Origin of the sequence: Mesotoga sp. BH458_6_3_2_1 (assembly GCF_003664995.1) — a bacterium.
Classification (GTDB): domain Bacteria; phylum Thermotogota; class Thermotogae; order Petrotogales; family Kosmotogaceae; genus Mesotoga.
Genome location: NZ_JFHL01000005.1, coordinates 138,556 through 156,147 on the forward strand (window position 1 = coordinate 138,556; position 17,592 = coordinate 156,147).

Here is a 17,592-nt window from a genome sequence, read left to right on the forward strand (position 1 = left end):
TGAGAGCGTTTACCCAATAACTACAGATAAGTGTTGAGAAAGGAGGTTTCGTTTTGCTTTCCGCAGATATGTACGGATCGATGGAGATCAAATTAGATGAGAGTTTGCCACCAGATCCTGTCTTTAGGCAAGGAATTAGAAGGGCGCCGAAAAGAGAGCTCAATCTCTCCCGGAAAGAGATTGAACTTGCGTTGCATAATGCGCTTCGTTATATACCGACAGGACTTCATGACAGGCTAGCTCCTGAGTTTCTTCAAGAGCTTTTGACCATGGGAAGGATCTACGGATACCGTTATCGTCCTCAGGGTGAGATAAAGGGAAAGCCAATCGATCAGTACAAAGGAAAATGCATTGAGGGTAAGGCATTCCAGGTAATGATCGACAATAATCTTGACTTCGAAGTGGCCCTTTACCCTTACGAACTGGTAACTTATGGAGAGACTGGGCAGGTCTGCCAGAACTGGATGCAGTACAGGCTTATTAAGAGATATCTCGAGGAGCTGACCGATGAGCAGACTCTTGTGGTAATGTCCGGACACCCGCTTGGCCTATTCAAATCGGGTAGTTCAAGCCCGAGGGTCATTATCACCAATGCGCTTATGGTGGGAATGTTCGATAACCAGGAGCAGTGGATCAAGGCTCAGGCTCTGGGAGTAGCCAATTACGGACAGATGACTGCTGGTGGATGGATGTACATCGGGCCTCAGGGGATAGTTCACGGTACGTTCAACACGATCCTCAACGCCGGAAGGCTGAAGCTGGGAATTGCAGACGACGGTGATCTTCGAGGACATCTCTTTGTTTCCTCTGGCCTCGGAGGGATGAGCGGAGCCCAGGGAAAGGCAGTCAAGATAGCCGGCGGTGTGGGAATTATTGCCGAGGTTGACCGGTCGAGAATTAGGACTAGATTGGAGCAGGGCTGGATCGATGAAGTTGTAGAAGTGCCCGAGAAGGCCTTTGAGCTGGCAGAAAGAAAGACCAGGAACAATGAGAGTCATGCGATTGCCTTCCACGGAAACATAGTCGATCTACTGGAATTTGCGGTTGAGAAAGGTTTGAACATTGAGCTTCTTTCGGACCAGACGTCTTGTCATGCTCCGTACGACGGCGGCTACTGTCCTCAGGGACTTACATTCGAGGAGAGAACAGAACTCCTCAGAACGGACAAGCGCAAATTCAGAGAGGCCGTGGACAAATCTCTCATTAAGCACTTCGAATGCATTAGACAGCTGGTGAAAGGGGGAACTTACTTCTTCGATTACGGGAACTCTTTTATGAAGGCAGTCTTTGATGCAGGAGCAAAGGAAATCGCTAAGAACGGATTAGACACTTCTGAAGGATTCATCTTCCCGTCGTACGTCGAGGACATCATGGGCCCCATGTTGTTCGATTTCGGTTACGGTCCCTTTCGCTGGGTGTGTCTGAGCGGGAGAAAGGAAGATCTACTCAAAACAGATGCTGCCGCACTGAGATGTATCGATCCAGAACGCCGTGGACAGGACAGAGACAACTACATGTGGATAAAGGATGCAGACAAAAACAAGTTGGTTGTAGGTACTCAGGCAAGAATACTGTATCAGGATGCGTCAGGCAGGCGCGATATTGCCCTGGAATTCAATGACATGGTTAGAAATGGAGAGATAGGACCGGTAGTGATAGGAAGAGATCATCACGACACCGGAGGAACGGACTCGCCTTTCAGGGAGACCGCAAATATTAAGGACGGAAGTAATGTCATGGCAGACATGGCAACACAGTGCTTTGCAGGAAATGCGGCCCGAGGTATGAGCATGGTCTCGCTTCACAATGGGGGTGGAGTGGGAATAGGGAAGGCAATAAACGGAGGATTTGGGCTTGTTCTAGACGGAAGTCGGAGAGTTGATGAGATAATCAAGACATCAATATCCTGGGATGTCATGAGCGGTGTTGCAAGGAGAGCCTGGGCGAGAAACGAAAATGCCCTGTTGGTTGCCTCCGAATTCAACAAAGAGAAAGGGAGAAGCGAGCAGATTACTCTTCCATTCCTGGTGGAGGAAGAGATAATCAAAAAGACGATGAAGATTGTGGATTGGGAGTGATGAGTGAATGACTATGTATTTCTCTAAGAGTGATGAAGAGACTACCAGAGCTCTTCTTCAAAGGATTTTCCAGCGATCGGAGGAAACGCGGATCAGGGATGTGGTTTTGCCTTCGACTAGTGGAAGAGTCGCAGAAATTGCCCATGAGCTCGTCCCCGATTCAGTTAAACTGACCGTTGTTACTCATAGCGTGGGCTTCAGGGAGCCAAACGGTGATGAATTCGATCCGGCGATCAGGAAGCTTTACGCAGGTAGCAGGCACTCTTTGTTGACGGCGACTCATCTCTTTCGGGGTATTGATGGCGCCTTTGCCAAGGCGAACGGTGGGGTCTATCCGCCTCAGGTATTTGCGACTGCTCTGCGGCTATTCGGTCAGGGAACGAAGGTGGCCGTGGAGATCGCGATCATGGCTGCCGACGCCGGATTGATAAGAGTCGGCGACTGGGCGATCACCTCGGGAGGAACCGGACATGGAATAGATACTGCCTACATTGTCAAACCGTGTCATTCCATTGATCTGAGTCTCTTTGAATTTGGAGAGCTGATTGGGATTCCTTCGAGCCTTTGATTTTTCGTGATAGATTGAATTCCTTGATAATTCGGGCTATAATCAATCTTGTGTGGGGCCGTAGCACAGCTGGGAGCGCGCCGCCTTCGCAAGGCGGAGGCCGGGGGTTCGAATCCCCTCGGCTCCACCAGAGGGGAGATTTCTCCCCTTTTTTTTATTTGCTCCTTGTGATATGCCACTCTGTAGATCTCTTTGCAGTGAAAAAAGTGTCAAAGAGTGGCCTTCATTAGAAGCGGAGGCTTCTATAAGGGTTGATCTACTTAAGACACAGAGCCTATTTATATCCTGAAGAGATAATATCTGTGATGGTAGGAAAGGTGTCGTCACCGGTCGGAGTATTTAGTGCTCTTTCTGGGTACCTATAGCAATAGTCTTGAGAAATCTCGACGTCCTCGTCAAAAGAGAGATCTAAAGTCAGTACTGAGGCGGGACGTAATCCTTTTGTGAGGTAGTCGCGGTGAGTCAAGACTAAAAAGACATCGTACGTAGAGTTTGACTTTCACTTATTTAGAACGTTAAGTCGCTGGTATGATGATCAGTGAGGTGAGAAAGTGAAGGAAGCAGGTGCACTCCTTATTGATACAATTCGAGAAACCTCTGATTCAGTGGATCGATCTCTGATGACTTTTGAATCTGCCTGTGAAGTCGTAAGTAAGAGCGGGCAGATTGCAGATGGATTCGCTGCTGCTATTAATCTTATAAACATGCTCAATAATCGCGAGAAACTCTCCGAAATAGCTAGACATGAGAATTCTCTGCTAAGAATCCTGGCAGCGATCAGGATAGGGGAGCTTCTGAGCCCAGAGAAGTTCGACGATCAAGCAAAGGAGTGGAGAGGAGACAGTCTTCTGATGACGTCGCTTCTGAGAGGCATGGTTCGAGCTGGAAAGGAAGTCCATGAGAATAGTGTCCTGAGTTTGGCAGGAATCTCTGAAGAAACGGATTTTCTCCTCGCCCGACTGCTCCGTAGTCAAGAGCTGGAAGCGGTTTTTTCGAGAGAGCTGCTGCCGATAGTTGCTGAATCGGCAATTCTGAGTCAAAGGAAGGATTGGGACGCGGATCTCCTGCTGAGTCTCTGGGAAAAAGAGAGAAGCATTCGGCGATCTCTGCTGTACCTGGCGGATGGGAACGAGATGCTCATCAGAGATATGCTTAACAGAATTGATGGATCTGACAAATCTCTCGCCCTTATGGGCTTAATGAAGGCTACCAGATATGGGATCGATCTGCCTCCAAATCATCCCATACTCAGTTCCGATACCTCAATCAGTACGCTCCGTGAGTCCCTGAAGAATCTGGGAAATCACTCAATTATCGGAAATCCTCTGGTTCAGTTCAGCTTTTATGGTGATCCGCTGAAGGCGGGGAAAGGTTCTAGCGGAGGCATTGGAACCTTCCTTAGAACACTTGGCAATAAGCTGTCTGAGACTCTTCCGGGCGTGATTACAGTCGTTCCGATCGATGCCAAAGACCTGTTGAAAAACAATCTCTTGTTAAACAAAGAAAGAGAGCGGCATCTCTTCATTTATGTGCCGTTAATTGACTATGAGAAAGTGAAGGCAGATAGTTTTCTAGAAGGAAGGTTGGACGTTCTATCAAACGTAAGTGATATTCTCGCGATTGGTGGTATTCATCCAGCACAATTTCACATGCGCTTTTCCGATTATGCTTCCTATTCAATGCTCCATTTGGCTAATGAGATGAACTCGAAGTCGTTCTTCACGATAACTCCAGATCCGCAGCGAAGCTTTTCCGATCATAACGGAGATCTCATCAGCCTGGATTCAATCAAGGCATTGAAGGAGACATCAAGAGTGGAGATCTCACACTCAATGGTGAGAGAGTGCGACAGATTATTTGGTATCGGTGCGGAAGAAAGTCACAGTCAGCTCTTATCCTATTATCCTCAGCTTGTCGAGAAGAGTGTCGCGAAAAAACTTGAAATGATGCCTGAGGGCATCTCACTAAGTAATGAATGTCCCATTGCCGTCGAAGGCCCACTCTTCTCGATTTTGTTTGACAAAAACAGAGAATTCTTTCTCGACCGCGCATTCAGGGAAAACCCGCTTCTGCTTACGATTGGCAGGCTCGATCCTGCAAAGGGACAGACAAAACTGCTAAAGGCCTGGGGAGATTCACAGCTCAGGGACTCATTCAATCTGGTTATTATTGGAGGAGACATAGAGAATCCAAATCAAATTGAGCTGAACGAACTGGAAGAGATAAGAAAGTACGCGCAGGAAAACCGCAAAATTCAGGGTAGGTTCTGTCACTTGCCTGCGATGAATAATGATAGGATAAGATGTCTTGAGAACAGCATCGCACATGTAAAGACTACTCCCTGGCCCCCCATCTATGTTGCACCTTCTTTCAAAGAGGAGTTTGGCATTGCGATTCTCGAGGCTATGGCGGCCGGTTTCGTTGCAATAGGACCCAGGCGAGGAGGGGTGAAGAGCTATATACGTCACGAAAAAAACGGTTTTCTTATGGATACGACCAATGAGTCGACTATAAGGAACGACCTTCAGAAAGTCCTGCTAGACCGTCAAAACTCGGCCCGAAAGATGAAAATGATTGCCGAAAACGGCAGCAAGACCGTTTACAGGAGATACTCAATTTCAGTTGTAGCAAAGATGTTTTCGTCCTCTTACACTTCTTAAAAACAATTCTCCTTCCCTTGGGGACAGACTCCATTTTTTACATCACGTTAACATACATAAGTGCCTAGGAACACTGGAAGACGCTGCGTCGGCCGAAGATGGTACCGGGACGTAAGACACTGAATTGAAGTCTTTGAAATTCTCCTTCCCTTGGGGACAGACTCCATTATTTACATTTAGTTAACATGCACAAGTGCCTAAGAACACTGGAAGACGCAACGTCGGCCGAAGATCGTACTGGGACGTAAGACACTGAATTGAAGTCTTTGAAATTCTCCTTCTTCGTTGTCCCTGGTTTAACTTGGGATCTAGGATTTTAGTTTGTCGTTGTTATAAGTGGGTTGTCCGAAGGGAGCGAAATAGATCATGATTGCAGTAGGCACGAAGACGCATGATCGCGTTGCGGACATTCACGGCGCGGTGAGCAAGCGGGTGTTCTCTTTGAAAACAAATAGTTGTGATTAGCTGGGGACAGTTCCGATCCGCTGGGCAGTGTTGTACTGATTACTCCTTTCGATCGGTTCGTTGTGATAATATTGATTAGATGGCACTGCGAGATGAGTGATGTGTTTAGGTCTTCAACTAATTACTACGCTTTCCAACAGTATGGAATCTGTGGATACTTCGAAATTCTTGTAGATCAAAGACCAGTCGGTCCAGCCAAAAATCAAACAACTTGGAGACTCAACCACTATCGATATTGCACAAATTCATCAACTTGCAGAGCAAGGTGTTTCCAGCAAAGGTTCGAGTGTCACTATAAAAAAGGGAAGTGGAGATATGAAGGTTTTGATGGTCTATCCAGAATATCCAGAAACATTTTGGAGTTTCAAGCACGCTTTAAAATTTGTCTCAAAAAAGGCGGCGTACCCTCCGCTGGGCCTCATGACTGTTGCCGCTATGTTGCCCGAAGATTGGGAGAAGAAACTCGTAGATATGAATACTGACAGTCTACGTGATGAAGATATCCTGAAGTCCGATTACGTGATGATCAGCTCAATGGATATTCAGCTTGACTCGGCAAAGAAGGTTATCCAAAGATGCAAGGAGTTGGGCGTCAAGACGATAGCAGGCGGGCCGCTTTTCACAACGAGACCAGAGGAGTTCAGTGAAGTCGATCATCTAGTTCTTGGTGAAGCAGAAGTGACTCTGGCACCGTTTCTTCATGATTTAGAGAAGGGTCAGGCTAAGCACATTTACAAGTCCGACGGGTTTCCAGATATTTCAAATTGCCCCATTCCTGAATGGAAACTTCTCGACATGAGAAAGTACTCTTCTATGAATATCCAGTATTCTAGAGGTTGTCCTTATAACTGTGAGTTTTGTGACATTGTTCTGCTAAACGGACGTATTCCCAGGACGAAGAGTGCGGAAAAACTCATTGGGGAAATGGAAGCATTATATAAGGCCGGCTGGCGTGGAGGAGTATTCATAGTTGACGATAACTTTATCGGCAATAAGACTAAACTGAAGAGAGAGATTCTTCCGGCTATTGCCGAATGGATGAAAGACAGGAGTTATCCGTTTGTGTTGAATACGGAAGCCTCGATTGATCTTTCAGATGACGATGAACTGATGAGACTCATGGTGGACGCTAATTTCGGAACGGTCTTCGTAGGCATCGAGACTACCGAAGAGGAAAGCCTCGTTGAATGCGGTAAGTACCAGAACCGAAACAGAGATTTGCTCTCTTCTGTGAAGAAAATGCAGGAGTTCGGACTGCAGGTTCAGGGAGGATTCATTGTAGGCTTTGATCACGATAAGCCTTCGGTATTTCGGAACATGATCGATTTCATCCAGAAGAGCGGCATAGTGACGGCAATGGTTGGTGTCCTCACAGCGCCTACGGGCACAAGACTCTTCCTAAGGTTGAAAGAAGAGAACAGGATCGCTTCGGAGTTTTCAGGAAACAACACTAGCATTCTAACTAACATAGTTCCCAAAATGGATCTCAATAACCTTGTAGACGGTTACTATAAAATACTCAGAAACATTTACGCTCCAAAACCATATCGCCAGAGAGTAATAACGTTTCTCAAAAACTACAAACCCAATTCGCTTAAACATGTCAGGCCCCTTTCAGATAGTCTGAAGGCTTTTCTGAAGTCACTATGGCTAATTGGAATAAGGGAAAAAGGTCGAATGAACTATTGGTTGTTGCTCCTGTGGACGGCTTTCTTTAAGCCATCGCTATTCCCGCTCTCAGTTGAATTTGCGATATATGGCTATCACTTCCGAAAATCTCTTTCTTTTGGGTTAGGCAGAGAGGATGAAAACAGCCGCTGAGTCACGGAGACCAAAATTCAAAGTGAGCCCACATATAGGAAACAGAAAGTTGCCGACCGGTTAATTCCAGGTTCTTTTTTCGCAAGAGGTTATAATTGAATTCAGTCCGATATCTCGACTCATGAGGGCGGATTGATGTCAGCGATTCTTTATGGCGGGAGTGAGAACATAATAGATGTCAGGAAAGAGCGTGAAGTTCGGCAGCTTTCTAAGAAATTACATAGATCATACTGATAAGTTCAAAAAATGGCTTCAGCTTGGTATGGGATTTGAGAATTTCAGAAGAAGGCATTTTCCAGACAGGGATCGAGCACGATTTGTCAACACGGTCAATCACCTGGCGCTTGAGGAAGTATATCTTGCGATAAAGGGCTCGAGTACGGTGTGGGTGAACTTAATGGCTCCTTCTGAGCTTCTTCTTTCGGCGGGTCTTAACCCCGTCTCGGCCGAAGGCATTTCGGGAGCGCTTTCGTCGATGCATCTTGAGGACACGGCGATTGCATATTCTTCACAGGCAGGAATCAGCGATTCCCTGTGCACGTTTCATAGAGCTTCTCTCGGAGTATCCATGAGAAAACTTCTACCTCCACCGAAGTTGGTGATGACGACAAGCATTCTTTGCGATGGAAATCTTCCGACATTCAAGAGGATAGCCAGAGAGTACGACGTTCCTTTCATTTTGATAGATGTGCCCAGAGGTCGAAAGCCGGAGGCCGTGGGTTATGTTGTCTCTCAACTGAAGGCAGTTATCGGCACGATCGAAGAAATCACCGGGAGCGCTTTCAAGATGGAAGAGTTGTCAATGAGATTATCTTATGAACGAGAACTGATGGAAAACCTAGAGGAGATAAAGTCCAGAGCGAAAGACGAGTATTTGCCTCAGCATCTCTACGAACACATGAACTCACTGTATGTACTGCATACTTTGGCCGGCGACAGCAGAATTGCTGAGGCCTCCAGAAGTATTGGCGAGAGGCTTGAAGCGATTCCCGAAAATGCTAGGAAGGTACTCTGGCTTCACATCCCCCCTTATTACGACAACGAGCTTTTCAATCTCTTCCTCCCGGGATCGAAAAACCTCGTGGTTGCGAACGAGCTGATGTGGGACTGGATGTATCCGGTCGATCCGCAGCGACCGCTTGAGAGTCTCGCCGAGAAACTGGTATACAACCCTCTTTGCGGAAGCGTGGTCGATCGTGGGAATTTCTGCCTGAATCTTGCACGAAACTTCAGTGTCGATGGAGTGATCCACTTTTCTCATTGGGGATGCAGACAGTCGGCAGGAGGAGTGAGCTACTTGAAAAAAGTCTTCGAAGAGGAGGATATTTCCTTTCTCGAGCTCACGGGTGACTGCGTTGACCATGCATCTCAGGGAGCCGGGCAGTTACGAACAAGGACAGAAGCATTTCTGGAGATAATGGAGAATAGAAAATGATCTACTACTCGTGCAGTTACATACCGATGGAAGTAATGCTAGGAAGCGACAGCGAATTCCACAGAATTACCTCCGATACGCCTATCTCTTGCCACGAATTAGGATGCAATTTATGTGGTTATGCAAAGACGGTCTACGAAAAAGGAATGGAACTTAATTCAGGTGATTGTCTCTTGATTGCCGACTCCTGTGACGCGATGCGTAGAATCGGAGATCTTCTTTCCGAACTTTCATCGGCCAGGGTTTTCATCCTCAGACTTCCTTGGAAGAGAGATGCTGATGCAATACAATTCCTTTCCGGCGAAATCGGAGATCTGACGATTTTCCTCGAAAACTCAGGTGTTGCTGTTAACCTGCATAAAGGCATCGGTCGATTCAACGATCTCGTAGATCACGTCCTTACAAATGAGATTAGGGTAGAGGGGGCCGACTTGTCAAGGCTATATCTTTCGGCGCTGGATGGAAAAAAAGCCGAGATCGACTCCTCTAATCTCGTGAGCGGTGGAGCGAGAAAACGAGTTGCACTAACTGGGGGAGTAACTGATATGAGGGTTTTCGATACTGCAGTAGAGAAGGCCGGCGGAATAACAGTATCCAATGACACTTGCCTGGGAAGAAGACCGTTTTCCAGTAAGACTGCCGATAAGATCGAGCCACTAATGGCGATTGCCGAACGTCTGCTGAAGTGGAGATCTCCTTGCGCTCGTTTCTCCGAGAGAATTTCAGCTTCAGATGAGAGTGCGGACGCGACTGTCTTTGTAGTTCCCAAGTTCTGCGACTTCTTTGATTTTGTTCGTCCCCTTGACAAAGAGAAGACATACAGAGTTGAACTCGACTTTCCTCTAAATTCCGATGGACAACTGACCACTAGAATCGGGGCACTGATGGAAAAGAACGACTCCAGATCGGTACTACATTCTCAGGAGGGAACAGCGGTGATTTACGCAGGAGTTGATTCCGGCTCCACAACAACAAACGGCGTCCTGATTGATGGAAAAGGAAAGATAATATTTTCGAAGACCGTGAGGACGGGAATTAGGGCTTCAAATACTGCCGAAGACATCATGAAGGAGATGACCGAATTCTCCCGAAAGAATGGAAATCAGATAGGAAAGTGCATCTCTACGGGTTATGGAAGACTGCTTGTCTCGTCTGCAAGCGATAAGATCACTGAAATCTCGTGTCATGCGAGAGGTGTTTTCGAACTCTTTCCCGAAGCGCGCGGGATTATTGACATCGGCGGGCAAGATAGCAAAGTTATTCGCTTGAATTCCGAGGGGAACGTTGAAGACTTTGCAATGAATGATAAGTGTGCCGCCGGAACAGGAAGATTTCTTGAGGTCATGGCTTCTGCTCTTGAACTGGACACCGAAAAGATGTCTTCGCTTGCCCAAAAATCGAAGAAGGACATTTCGATAAGTTCAGTTTGCACCGTATTTGCGGAGTCTGAAGTCGTCTCGCTAATTGGAATGGGAGAAGGAATCGAAGATATATCGGCCGGTCTGTTCAAGGCGATAGCAAGAAGAGTGGGTGCGATGTATTCAAGACTGGGATCACCAACACCTCTTGTTTTCACTGGAGGTGTTGCGAGAAATGCCGGAGTAGTTGAGGCTTTGAAGATGTTTTTCAAAACGGAGATTCTCATTCCCGACGTGCCGGATATCATGGGAGCTTACGGCGCAGCCCTGTTCGCAAGAGAGTCAAGTTCTGAGAGTGACATTAGATGAGCCTTTGAACTTCTGCGCCCTTCAATTTGTCATAAATCTGTAGGAGGTGCATTTTATGGATCACCATGAAGAATTGCACAAGATTCCGAGTATAAGTGAAAACGTTATGGAAGACATTTACCATGTTAAGCCCCACGAAGGGTCCTGGATAGTGGACCACGAAAGTGAAGAGAGAATAATTCACCGGTTCGACGACAAAGTCGACGCAATTAATGCTGCTTCGGAGTTGGCAAGGAATAGTCCTGAAGGGAAACTAGTAATTCATGATTCCGAGGGAAACGTCGACAGAGATGAAACGATAAGAGTAGGTAAGTCTCTTCAGGAAAGAGCTGGAGGCGCCAGGGTTTTTATCCCTGTAGCCTATCACACCCGACTAAGCAGACATTGAAAGTGAAGAATCGTAGACCCTCCAATAGCGAAGACTCTTCAACCTATAAGTTCGAGAGAAGACGAGGAAGATCATTTCGAGAAGATGGCTTCACTGACGAGAAGGCCGTAAATATTGTATTTAGTCGCTACTAAAACAAGACGTATTGCACGAGAAGCACCATCGCGTGTAATACCGTCCGGTAAATCCTAGCTGGCATGTCTAAACAAAATGGTTCATTTCATCAGGAGACAGATGCTAATGGATGTAGATATTGGAGTTACCTATGCAATCTTCCTTTTCATCAAGCAAAACTCGCTCTCTATAACCCGGTTTTCTTAACCAATTCTTCGTAACCCGATCTTCATAACCCTTCACTTAGCTGTATTTCGTTCCGGGACGATCTTGTGCAGGCATTGCGTCTGCAAATATTCCACGGCACTCCCTTATGTTAACTGGATGTAAATAATGGAGTCTGTCACCGATGGAAATATGCAAATATTCCACGGCACTCCCTTATGTTAACTGGATGTAAATAATGGAGTCTGTCACCGATGGAAATATGAGAGTGTTCTGGCTCCTTGCTCTTAACAAACCTCCCACCAAGTACCACCAACAACCGCTCTTAGCCTTTGATCACTTCTTATCGATCTTGAAGACCCATTGTGAATAGGTGCCGGATTCGACTATTAGAGAGTGACCCACCCCGGTAGGAATGAGCAGTGAATCGCCTAATTGGAGGATGTGTTCTTCTTCGACAATCATTTCGTCACTCCTGTACTCGCCATCGGAGATTTCGTTGATGTCACCGTTTAGTACGCCCGTCTTTACCTTCGCAGTTCCCGAAATCACAACATACAGATCATGCTGGTACTTGTGGGCCTCAGGCTTTCCCGAGAACGGAGCTTTTATCTCCACAGCCTTTGCTGAGAATCCCTTAACTCCAGGTGCGAAATCTACTCCTTTTGCCGAATACTTTATCGCTTTGTCTGCCATTTTAATTCCTCCTATTCAGAACTGAGTTTTTTATCAAAAGTGATCTAGTCTACAGTAGTCTGGAAATCTAGATCAACCGATAATTGTTCAGAAAGACGCGTTTACTTCCTTTCGGATTTTCTAGATTGTGTCTTGTGCAGAATCAATCCTCCAGGCCCGCGTTCAGCAAAGTCTGAAGTTTGACAACTTGCTCGTGTTCACCGAGCACCATAAGACTGTCTCCCGGCTTCACTAAAGTCGAAGCGCTTGGGTTGAACTTGTTGACTCCATCGTTGACTGTCGCAATGACTATCAAGCCAGTTTTTTGCGGGATCTTCAATGCCTCCATCGACATCCCCTCTTTAGTGAAAGTGCGGGGTACCTTGACCTCTTCAAAGCGCAACTGAAGCGACCCGGACTGAGAAATGCTGTCGAGAAAGCCTATTATAGTTGGATTAAGCATCATCGACACCATTCTATGTGCCCCGATTTCCTGGATAGGGATTACTTTGTCGGCGCCCGCATAGCTGAGTTTGTTTATGTTCTCTTGGTGGGTAACCTTGGAGATTATTTTCATCCTCTTGTTCATTCCTCTAGCCGTAAGGACAACAAATATATTGTCAACATCATCTGGTAGACAGGCGAGCAATCCTTGGGCAGTATCAACCCCGGCATTCCTTAGAGTCTCTTCCTCGGTAGCATCGCCAGAGATATAGATGAGTTTTCCTCCCTCTTTTGTTGTGAGATCCCTGAGCCTTTCTTCGTTCCTTTCAACTACCACCACATCGTTGTTCCTCATCGACATCTCATGGGCGATTGTAGACCCCAAGTCTCCCGCCCCGATTACTATGTAATGATTATCGAGCTTCTGAATGGTCTTCAATATCCTTCTCCTCCTAATAAACTTATTGACTCTTCCTTCAACAAGAAAGGCCGTTATGTTTGAAACGGCATAAACAACTATGGTGATGCTTGCAAGTATTATTAGACTGGTGAACACCTTCCCGGCTTGAGTCAGGTCAGTAATCGTGCTGTACCCAACAGTCGATATAGTTATCATTATCATGAAAAAAGAGTCGATAGGGTTATAGCCTTCAATTATCGAGTATCCTACGATTCCAATTACGAACACAGTCAGTAGCAAAAAAAGAGAAACAACAATCTGTTTTACACCCCCGGTTTCGTTATTCATCAATCCCTCCGAATCAAATGCAGTCTGAGTGAAGCCATTTCTCCGTTATGGTAAAATCTTAGCAGAAGGGGGCCGCTGTGGTCGATGAAGAAATATACTCTCAAAAGTTCTGAAATTCCCGGATTTCTAAGTGAAGGACTCGACGAGGAGCAGCTGAAAGCTGTCGTCGAATCAAACGGACGTTCATTAATTGTTGCGGGCCCTGGTTCGGGAAAGACAAGGGTTATCACATACAAGATAGCGCATCTAGTATCAAGCTCTATCAATCCGCAAAATATCCTTCTTGTGACTTTCACACGCGCAGCCTCCAGGGAAATGATTGATCGAGCGAGGCGGGCTAGCGGATCGAATCTTCAGGGAATGCTTTCAGGCACGTTCCACCATGTCTGCAACTATTTCCTGAGAAAGTATTCCAAAGCGGCCCAGTTGAAGGAAAACTTTACGATTCTTGATAGAGAGGATTCCAAGGATCTCATAAAACACTGCAGGACAGAGCTTCTCGAAGAGAGAAAGGGAATAAACAGCTCGACTCTCCCATCTGCAGGTGTATTACAGAGCATATATTCATACTCGGTCAATGTTCTTTCATCTCTGAGAGAGTCGACAGTGAGGAAGAACAGGAAATTTCTTGGTTCGTACGATGAGATAGAGGAGATCTGGAAGAGATACGTTCAAGAGAAGACTCATCAGAACTGTGTTGACTACGATGACCTCCTTCTGAAGGCTCTCAAGCTCTTTAATGATAATCCCGCTATCTTGAAAAAGGAGTCGGAAAGGTTCAGATGGGTTTTGGTCGATGAGTTTCAGGATACCAACGTTCTTCAGTTCAGACTTGTTGAGATGCTTTCTTCTGTCCATGGAAACCTTATCGTTGTAGGAGATGACGCTCAGTCTATCTACTCTTTCCGCGGGGCCAGGTTTGAAAACGTCTATGATTTTCTTGCCGCCAAGGACGCCAAGATCTTCAAGATACAAACGAATTACCGTTCCACTCCTCAAATCGTTGAGCTAATCAATACTATAGTCCCAGAAGACTCGATTGAGAAGCAGCTTAGGGCCGTTCGTATGAGTGGTCCGATTCCAGTCGTCGCCGAGACCTGGGACAATCTCGAAGAAGCATCGTTTGTGGCACAAAGAATACAGGAACATATAGACGATGGAATAGACCCTGAAAGCATAGCAGTCTTGTACCGTTCTCATTATCATTCACTGGAACTCCAGATGGAGATGGACAAAAGGAAGATGAATTTCACGCTCTACTCTGGGCCGAGATTCACGGAAACTGCTCATGTGAAGGATATTCTGTCGGTGCTGAAAGTAATAGAAAACCCGCTGGATCAAATCTCATGGGGAAGGTCTCTAAGACTCTTTCCAGGCGTGGGTAACGCAACCTCGCTTAGAATAATCCAGGGAATAACAGCTGCTGTGAATGATGGCCACAAACCGGTCGATGTAGTGAGTTCTCATGTGAGCAATCGTGTTAAGCTTGATAAAATGGTAAGTCTCTTCGGCGACATTGGCGAAGAAGAACCTCCTTCGGAAATAATAAGGAGATTCTATACGGATTTCTACGGCGACTATCTTGACGAGAAGTTTCAAGACGCAAGAGAAAGAAGAATGGATGTTGAGAGGATGATCGAAATAGCAGGACGGTACAAATCGATCTCCGACCTTCTCGAGGACCTTGCAGTGAGCGAAAAAATCGACATCGAGCGGGAGTCGGCGGAAAAGCAGCCGTCGGTAGTGCTCACCACGGTTCATCAGGCAAAGGGACTGGAATGGGAAGTCGTTTTCATTCTTGCCGTCAATCCGGGTGATTTCCCCAATTCTATGGCCATAATCGAGGGTTCATTAAGCGAAGAAGAGAGGATTTTCTATGTGGCCGTAACGAGAGCAAAAGATTATCTTTACATACTCAGGCAGAAAGGTGGCAGATCCAGACCTATGATAGGAAACAGATATGTCTTCAGAAGCGGACACGATTTTGTGGAGAAGTTGCCGAAAGACTGTTTTGAACGATGGGACGTTAGCTGGGATTTTTAGCCAATTTTGTGCTCCAATATAGAAGTAACTAGGAGGGAGAAGAAATGAACTCATTGTACTTACCACTCGTGGCAGGGATCATCTCTACAGTCTTTGCTTTCATTATGTTGCGGCGTACTCTAGGTTTTTCGCAGGGCAGTGACAGGATGAAAGAGCTTTCCAAGTATATTCAAGAAGGTGCCTCTGCATTCCTTGAAGAAGAAGCAAGAAAGATATTTCTTGTGGCGGTGATTCTGGCTGCCGTTCTCGGGATCATCTTTCAGTCGTTCAAATATCCGATAGTCTTGCTATTCGGAGCTCTTGTTTCTGAATTGGCAGGGGTAATAGGAATGTATGCGGCAACAAGAGCTAATGCAAGGGTGGCGGCCGGAGCGGGCACCGGACTCTCAAGCGCCTTCAAAGTAGCCTTTTCAAGCGGTTCAGTAATGGGGCTTGCAGTCGCCGGTTTCTCATTGACCGGTCTTGCGATTGTGATGCTGGTTTTCAAGAGCTCGTTCGTTTTCGAGAGCATAACAGATATCTCGAAAGCATTCGGGAGAATCTCCTATATAGATGGAGTGATGATCATCAGCTCGTACTCTCTCGGTGCCAGTCTGATAGCTCTGTTCGACAGGGTCGGCGGAGGTATGTATACGAAAGCCGCCGATATGAGTGCCGATCTCGTGGGTAAGATCGAGGAGCATATCGAAGAAGACGACCCCAGGAATCCAGCGACTATTGCCGACAACGTCGGTGACAACGTGGGAGATGTCGCAGGGCTCGGTGCAGACATTCTCGAGTCGTACGTAGCATCGATTGTATCTGCTATCGTACTTGCGATCTTTATGAAGTTCGCCGATCACGGAACGATGACAGAGTCTCAGTATTATGGGCTGATCATCCTTCCTGTTCTTATTGCCGGAGCGGGTGTGCTTGCCTCGCTGATCGGAGTTCTCGTTGTGGCGAACATGAAAACGAAGGATGCACAGAAGAGCCTGAGTTTCGGGAACTTATTTACTGGGGCTCTTGTTCTAGGATCTGTGGCGATTGTAATCGGAATTGCCGCACCGGACTATCCTTTCAAGGACAGTTTCATAATCAACCCCGAATTCGTTTCAAGGTGGAGACTGTTCTTCGCAATAGCTTCGGGACTAATCGCGGGGATAATCATCTCGAAGCTCAGTGAGTACTACACTTCCGATCAATACAAACCGACAAGAAAGCTTGCAAAGGATACTCAAAGCGGTGTTGCAATCAATATTACAGGCGGTCTTGCGCTTGGCATGGGCAGTACACTGTGGCCAGTGATAACGCTTGCAATGGCAATTCTTGCAGCTTACTGGTCTGCCGGTGTCTATGGAATCGCGATCGCCGCTCTTGGAATGCTTTCCTTTGTCGGATACATTGTTTCAGTCGACTCTTATGGACCGGTAGCGGACAACGCAGGTGGAATAGCTCAGATGGCCAATCTCGATCCGAAGGTCAGAAAGCTGACAGACAGATTGGATTCTGTTGGAAATACGACCGCTGCAATAGGTAAGGGCTTCGCCATAGGCTCTGCCGCCTTTGCAGCTCTGGCGTTGATAGTCTCATACATATGGGGCTCAGCAGGGACTGCAAATGAGATTGTGAACAATCCCGTAATCAACCTCGTAGAACCCTACACACTGATTGGGATTCTAATTGGCGGAATGCTTCCCTTCTTCTTCACTTCATTGTTGATCAAAGGGGTATCCGACACGGCCAACCTCATGATAGTGGAGATCCGCAGACAGTTCAAAGAGATTCCAGGAATCAGAACTGGCGAGGCGGTCCCTGACTACAAGAGATGTATAGAGATAACCACAAAGGGAGCCGTCAGCAGAATGCTTACTCCCGGTGTGGTCGCGATTGCTTCACCGTTCATAATCGGATTCCTCTTTGGCCGCTCTGCAGTTGCCGGCTTGTTGGTGGGTGGACTTTCGAGCGCAATAATGATAGCCATCTTCAGCGCCAATTCAGGCGGGGCCTGGGACAATGCCAAGAAATTCATTGAAACAGGCGAGTACGGAGGAAAAGGAACTCCAACGCATGAAGCGGCTGTTGTAGGCGACACCGTAGGAGATCCCCTAAAGGATACGGTTGGACCCTCAATGGATATTCTCATAAAGCTCATGTCTGTAGTTTCTCTGGTCTTTGGGTCTCTCTTCCCAGTTACACCATTCTTCATGTGAAGGAGAGATCTTTCATAAACGCGGCCTCATGGGCCGCGTTTTCTTTAGAATCGCTTCATTTCAAAGTAT

Annotated in this window: 11 protein-coding genes and 1 tRNA gene; 10 read left to right on the forward strand and 2 right to left on the reverse strand. The window is 46.7% G+C overall.

Annotation, left to right across the window (positions count from 1 at the left end; all coding sequences use genetic code 11):
- Positions 1–68 precede the first annotated feature (68 nt).
- From Y697_RS04645 to Y697_RS04680, 8 genes are all read left to right on the forward strand, one after another.
- The gene (locus tag Y697_RS04645) at positions 69–2,078 is read left to right on the forward strand and encodes a urocanate hydratase (RefSeq protein WP_121550592.1); all 2,010 of its coding nucleotides are present in this window, start codon (positions 69–71) and stop codon (positions 2,076–2,078) included.
- Positions 2,079–2,085: 7 nt separating this feature from the next.
- Positions 2,086–2,646 carry a pyruvate kinase alpha/beta domain-containing protein gene (locus Y697_RS04650; protein WP_121550513.1) on the forward strand — a complete coding sequence of 187 codons (561 nt, stop codon included), beginning with the start codon at positions 2,086–2,088 and terminating at the stop codon, positions 2,644–2,646.
- A 54-nt stretch (positions 2,647–2,700) separates the two neighbouring features.
- Positions 2,701–2,776, forward strand: a tRNA-Ala gene (locus tag Y697_RS04655).
- 421 nt (positions 2,777–3,197) lie between these two features.
- Positions 3,198–5,306 (forward strand): glycosyltransferase family 4 protein, encoded by a 2,109-nt coding sequence (locus Y697_RS04660; RefSeq protein ID WP_259462311.1) that lies wholly within the window; start codon positions 3,198–3,200, stop codon positions 5,304–5,306.
- Positions 5,307–6,086: 780 nt separating this feature from the next.
- Entirely contained in the window at positions 6,087–7,592 is a 1,506-nt protein-coding gene (locus Y697_RS04665) for a B12-binding domain-containing radical SAM protein (protein WP_121550514.1), read from the forward strand.
- Positions 7,593–7,767: 175 nt separating this feature from the next.
- Positions 7,768–9,027 (forward strand): 2-hydroxyacyl-CoA dehydratase subunit D, encoded by a 1,260-nt coding sequence (locus Y697_RS04670; RefSeq protein WP_121550515.1) that lies wholly within the window; start codon positions 7,768–7,770, stop codon positions 9,025–9,027.
- A complete protein-coding gene (locus Y697_RS04675; protein WP_121550516.1) occupies positions 9,024–10,754 on the forward strand; it encodes an acyl-CoA dehydratase activase in 1,731 nt (576 codons plus the stop codon). The genes Y697_RS04670 and Y697_RS04675 overlap by 4 nt, the downstream gene beginning before the upstream one ends.
- A gap of 55 nt (positions 10,755–10,809) precedes the next feature.
- Positions 10,810–11,142 carry a DUF2188 domain-containing protein gene (locus Y697_RS04680; protein ID WP_121550517.1) on the forward strand — a complete coding sequence of 111 codons (333 nt, stop codon included), beginning with the start codon at positions 10,810–10,812 and terminating at the stop codon, positions 11,140–11,142.
- A 615-nt stretch (positions 11,143–11,757) separates the two neighbouring features.
- Here Y697_RS04680 and Y697_RS04685 read toward each other — a convergent pair.
- Both Y697_RS04685 and Y697_RS04690 read right to left on the reverse strand, forming a co-directional pair.
- On the reverse strand, positions 11,758–12,117 hold the full coding sequence (locus Y697_RS04685) for a cupin domain-containing protein (protein ID WP_121550518.1): 360 nt from the start codon (positions 12,115–12,117) through the stop codon (positions 11,758–11,760).
- 142 nt (positions 12,118–12,259) lie between these two features.
- Positions 12,260–13,288 carry a TrkA family potassium uptake protein gene (locus tag Y697_RS04690; RefSeq protein WP_121550519.1) on the reverse strand — a complete coding sequence of 343 codons (1,029 nt, stop codon included), beginning with the start codon at positions 13,286–13,288 and terminating at the stop codon, positions 12,260–12,262.
- Positions 13,289–13,372: 84 nt separating this feature from the next.
- Between Y697_RS04690 and Y697_RS04695 the strand changes: the two genes are divergently transcribed.
- Positions 13,373–15,331, forward strand: a complete 1,959-nt coding sequence (locus tag Y697_RS04695) for an ATP-dependent helicase (RefSeq protein ID WP_121550520.1) — start codon at positions 13,373–13,375, stop codon at positions 15,329–15,331.
- Positions 15,332–15,375: 44 nt separating this feature from the next.
- Positions 15,376–17,523: a sodium-translocating pyrophosphatase gene (locus Y697_RS04700; RefSeq protein WP_121550521.1), complete on the forward strand. Its 2,148-nt coding sequence runs from the start codon at positions 15,376–15,378 to the stop codon at positions 17,521–17,523.
- Positions 17,524–17,592: the final 69 nt, after the last annotated feature.

Excerpts from the sequence above, each read along its gene's own strand:
- Y697_RS04645 (WP_121550592.1), top strand. The coding sequence starts at position 69 with ATGTACGGATCGATGGAGATCAAATTAGATGAGAGTTTGCCACCAGAT.
- Y697_RS04650 (WP_121550513.1), top strand. The coding sequence starts at position 2,086 with ATGACTATGTATTTCTCTAAGAGTGATGAAGAGACTACCAGAGCTCTT.
- Y697_RS04665 (WP_121550514.1), top strand. The coding sequence starts at position 6,087 with ATGAAGGTTTTGATGGTCTATCCAGAATATCCAGAAACATTTTGGAGT.
- Y697_RS04670 (WP_121550515.1), top strand. The coding sequence starts at position 7,768 with ATGTCAGGAAAGAGCGTGAAGTTCGGCAGCTTTCTAAGAAATTACATA.
- Y697_RS04675 (WP_121550516.1), top strand. The coding sequence starts at position 9,024 with ATGATCTACTACTCGTGCAGTTACATACCGATGGAAGTAATGCTAGGA.
- Y697_RS04680 (WP_121550517.1), top strand. The coding sequence starts at position 10,810 with ATGGATCACCATGAAGAATTGCACAAGATTCCGAGTATAAGTGAAAAC.
- Y697_RS04685 (WP_121550518.1), bottom strand. The coding sequence starts at position 12,117 with ATGGCAGACAAAGCGATAAAGTATTCGGCAAAAGGAGTAGATTTCGCA.
- Y697_RS04690 (WP_121550519.1), bottom strand. The coding sequence starts at position 13,288 with ATGAATAACGAAACCGGGGGTGTAAAACAGATTGTTGTTTCTCTTTTT.
- Y697_RS04695 (WP_121550520.1), top strand. The coding sequence starts at position 13,373 with ATGAAGAAATATACTCTCAAAAGTTCTGAAATTCCCGGATTTCTAAGT.
- Y697_RS04700 (WP_121550521.1), top strand. The coding sequence starts at position 15,376 with ATGAACTCATTGTACTTACCACTCGTGGCAGGGATCATCTCTACAGTC.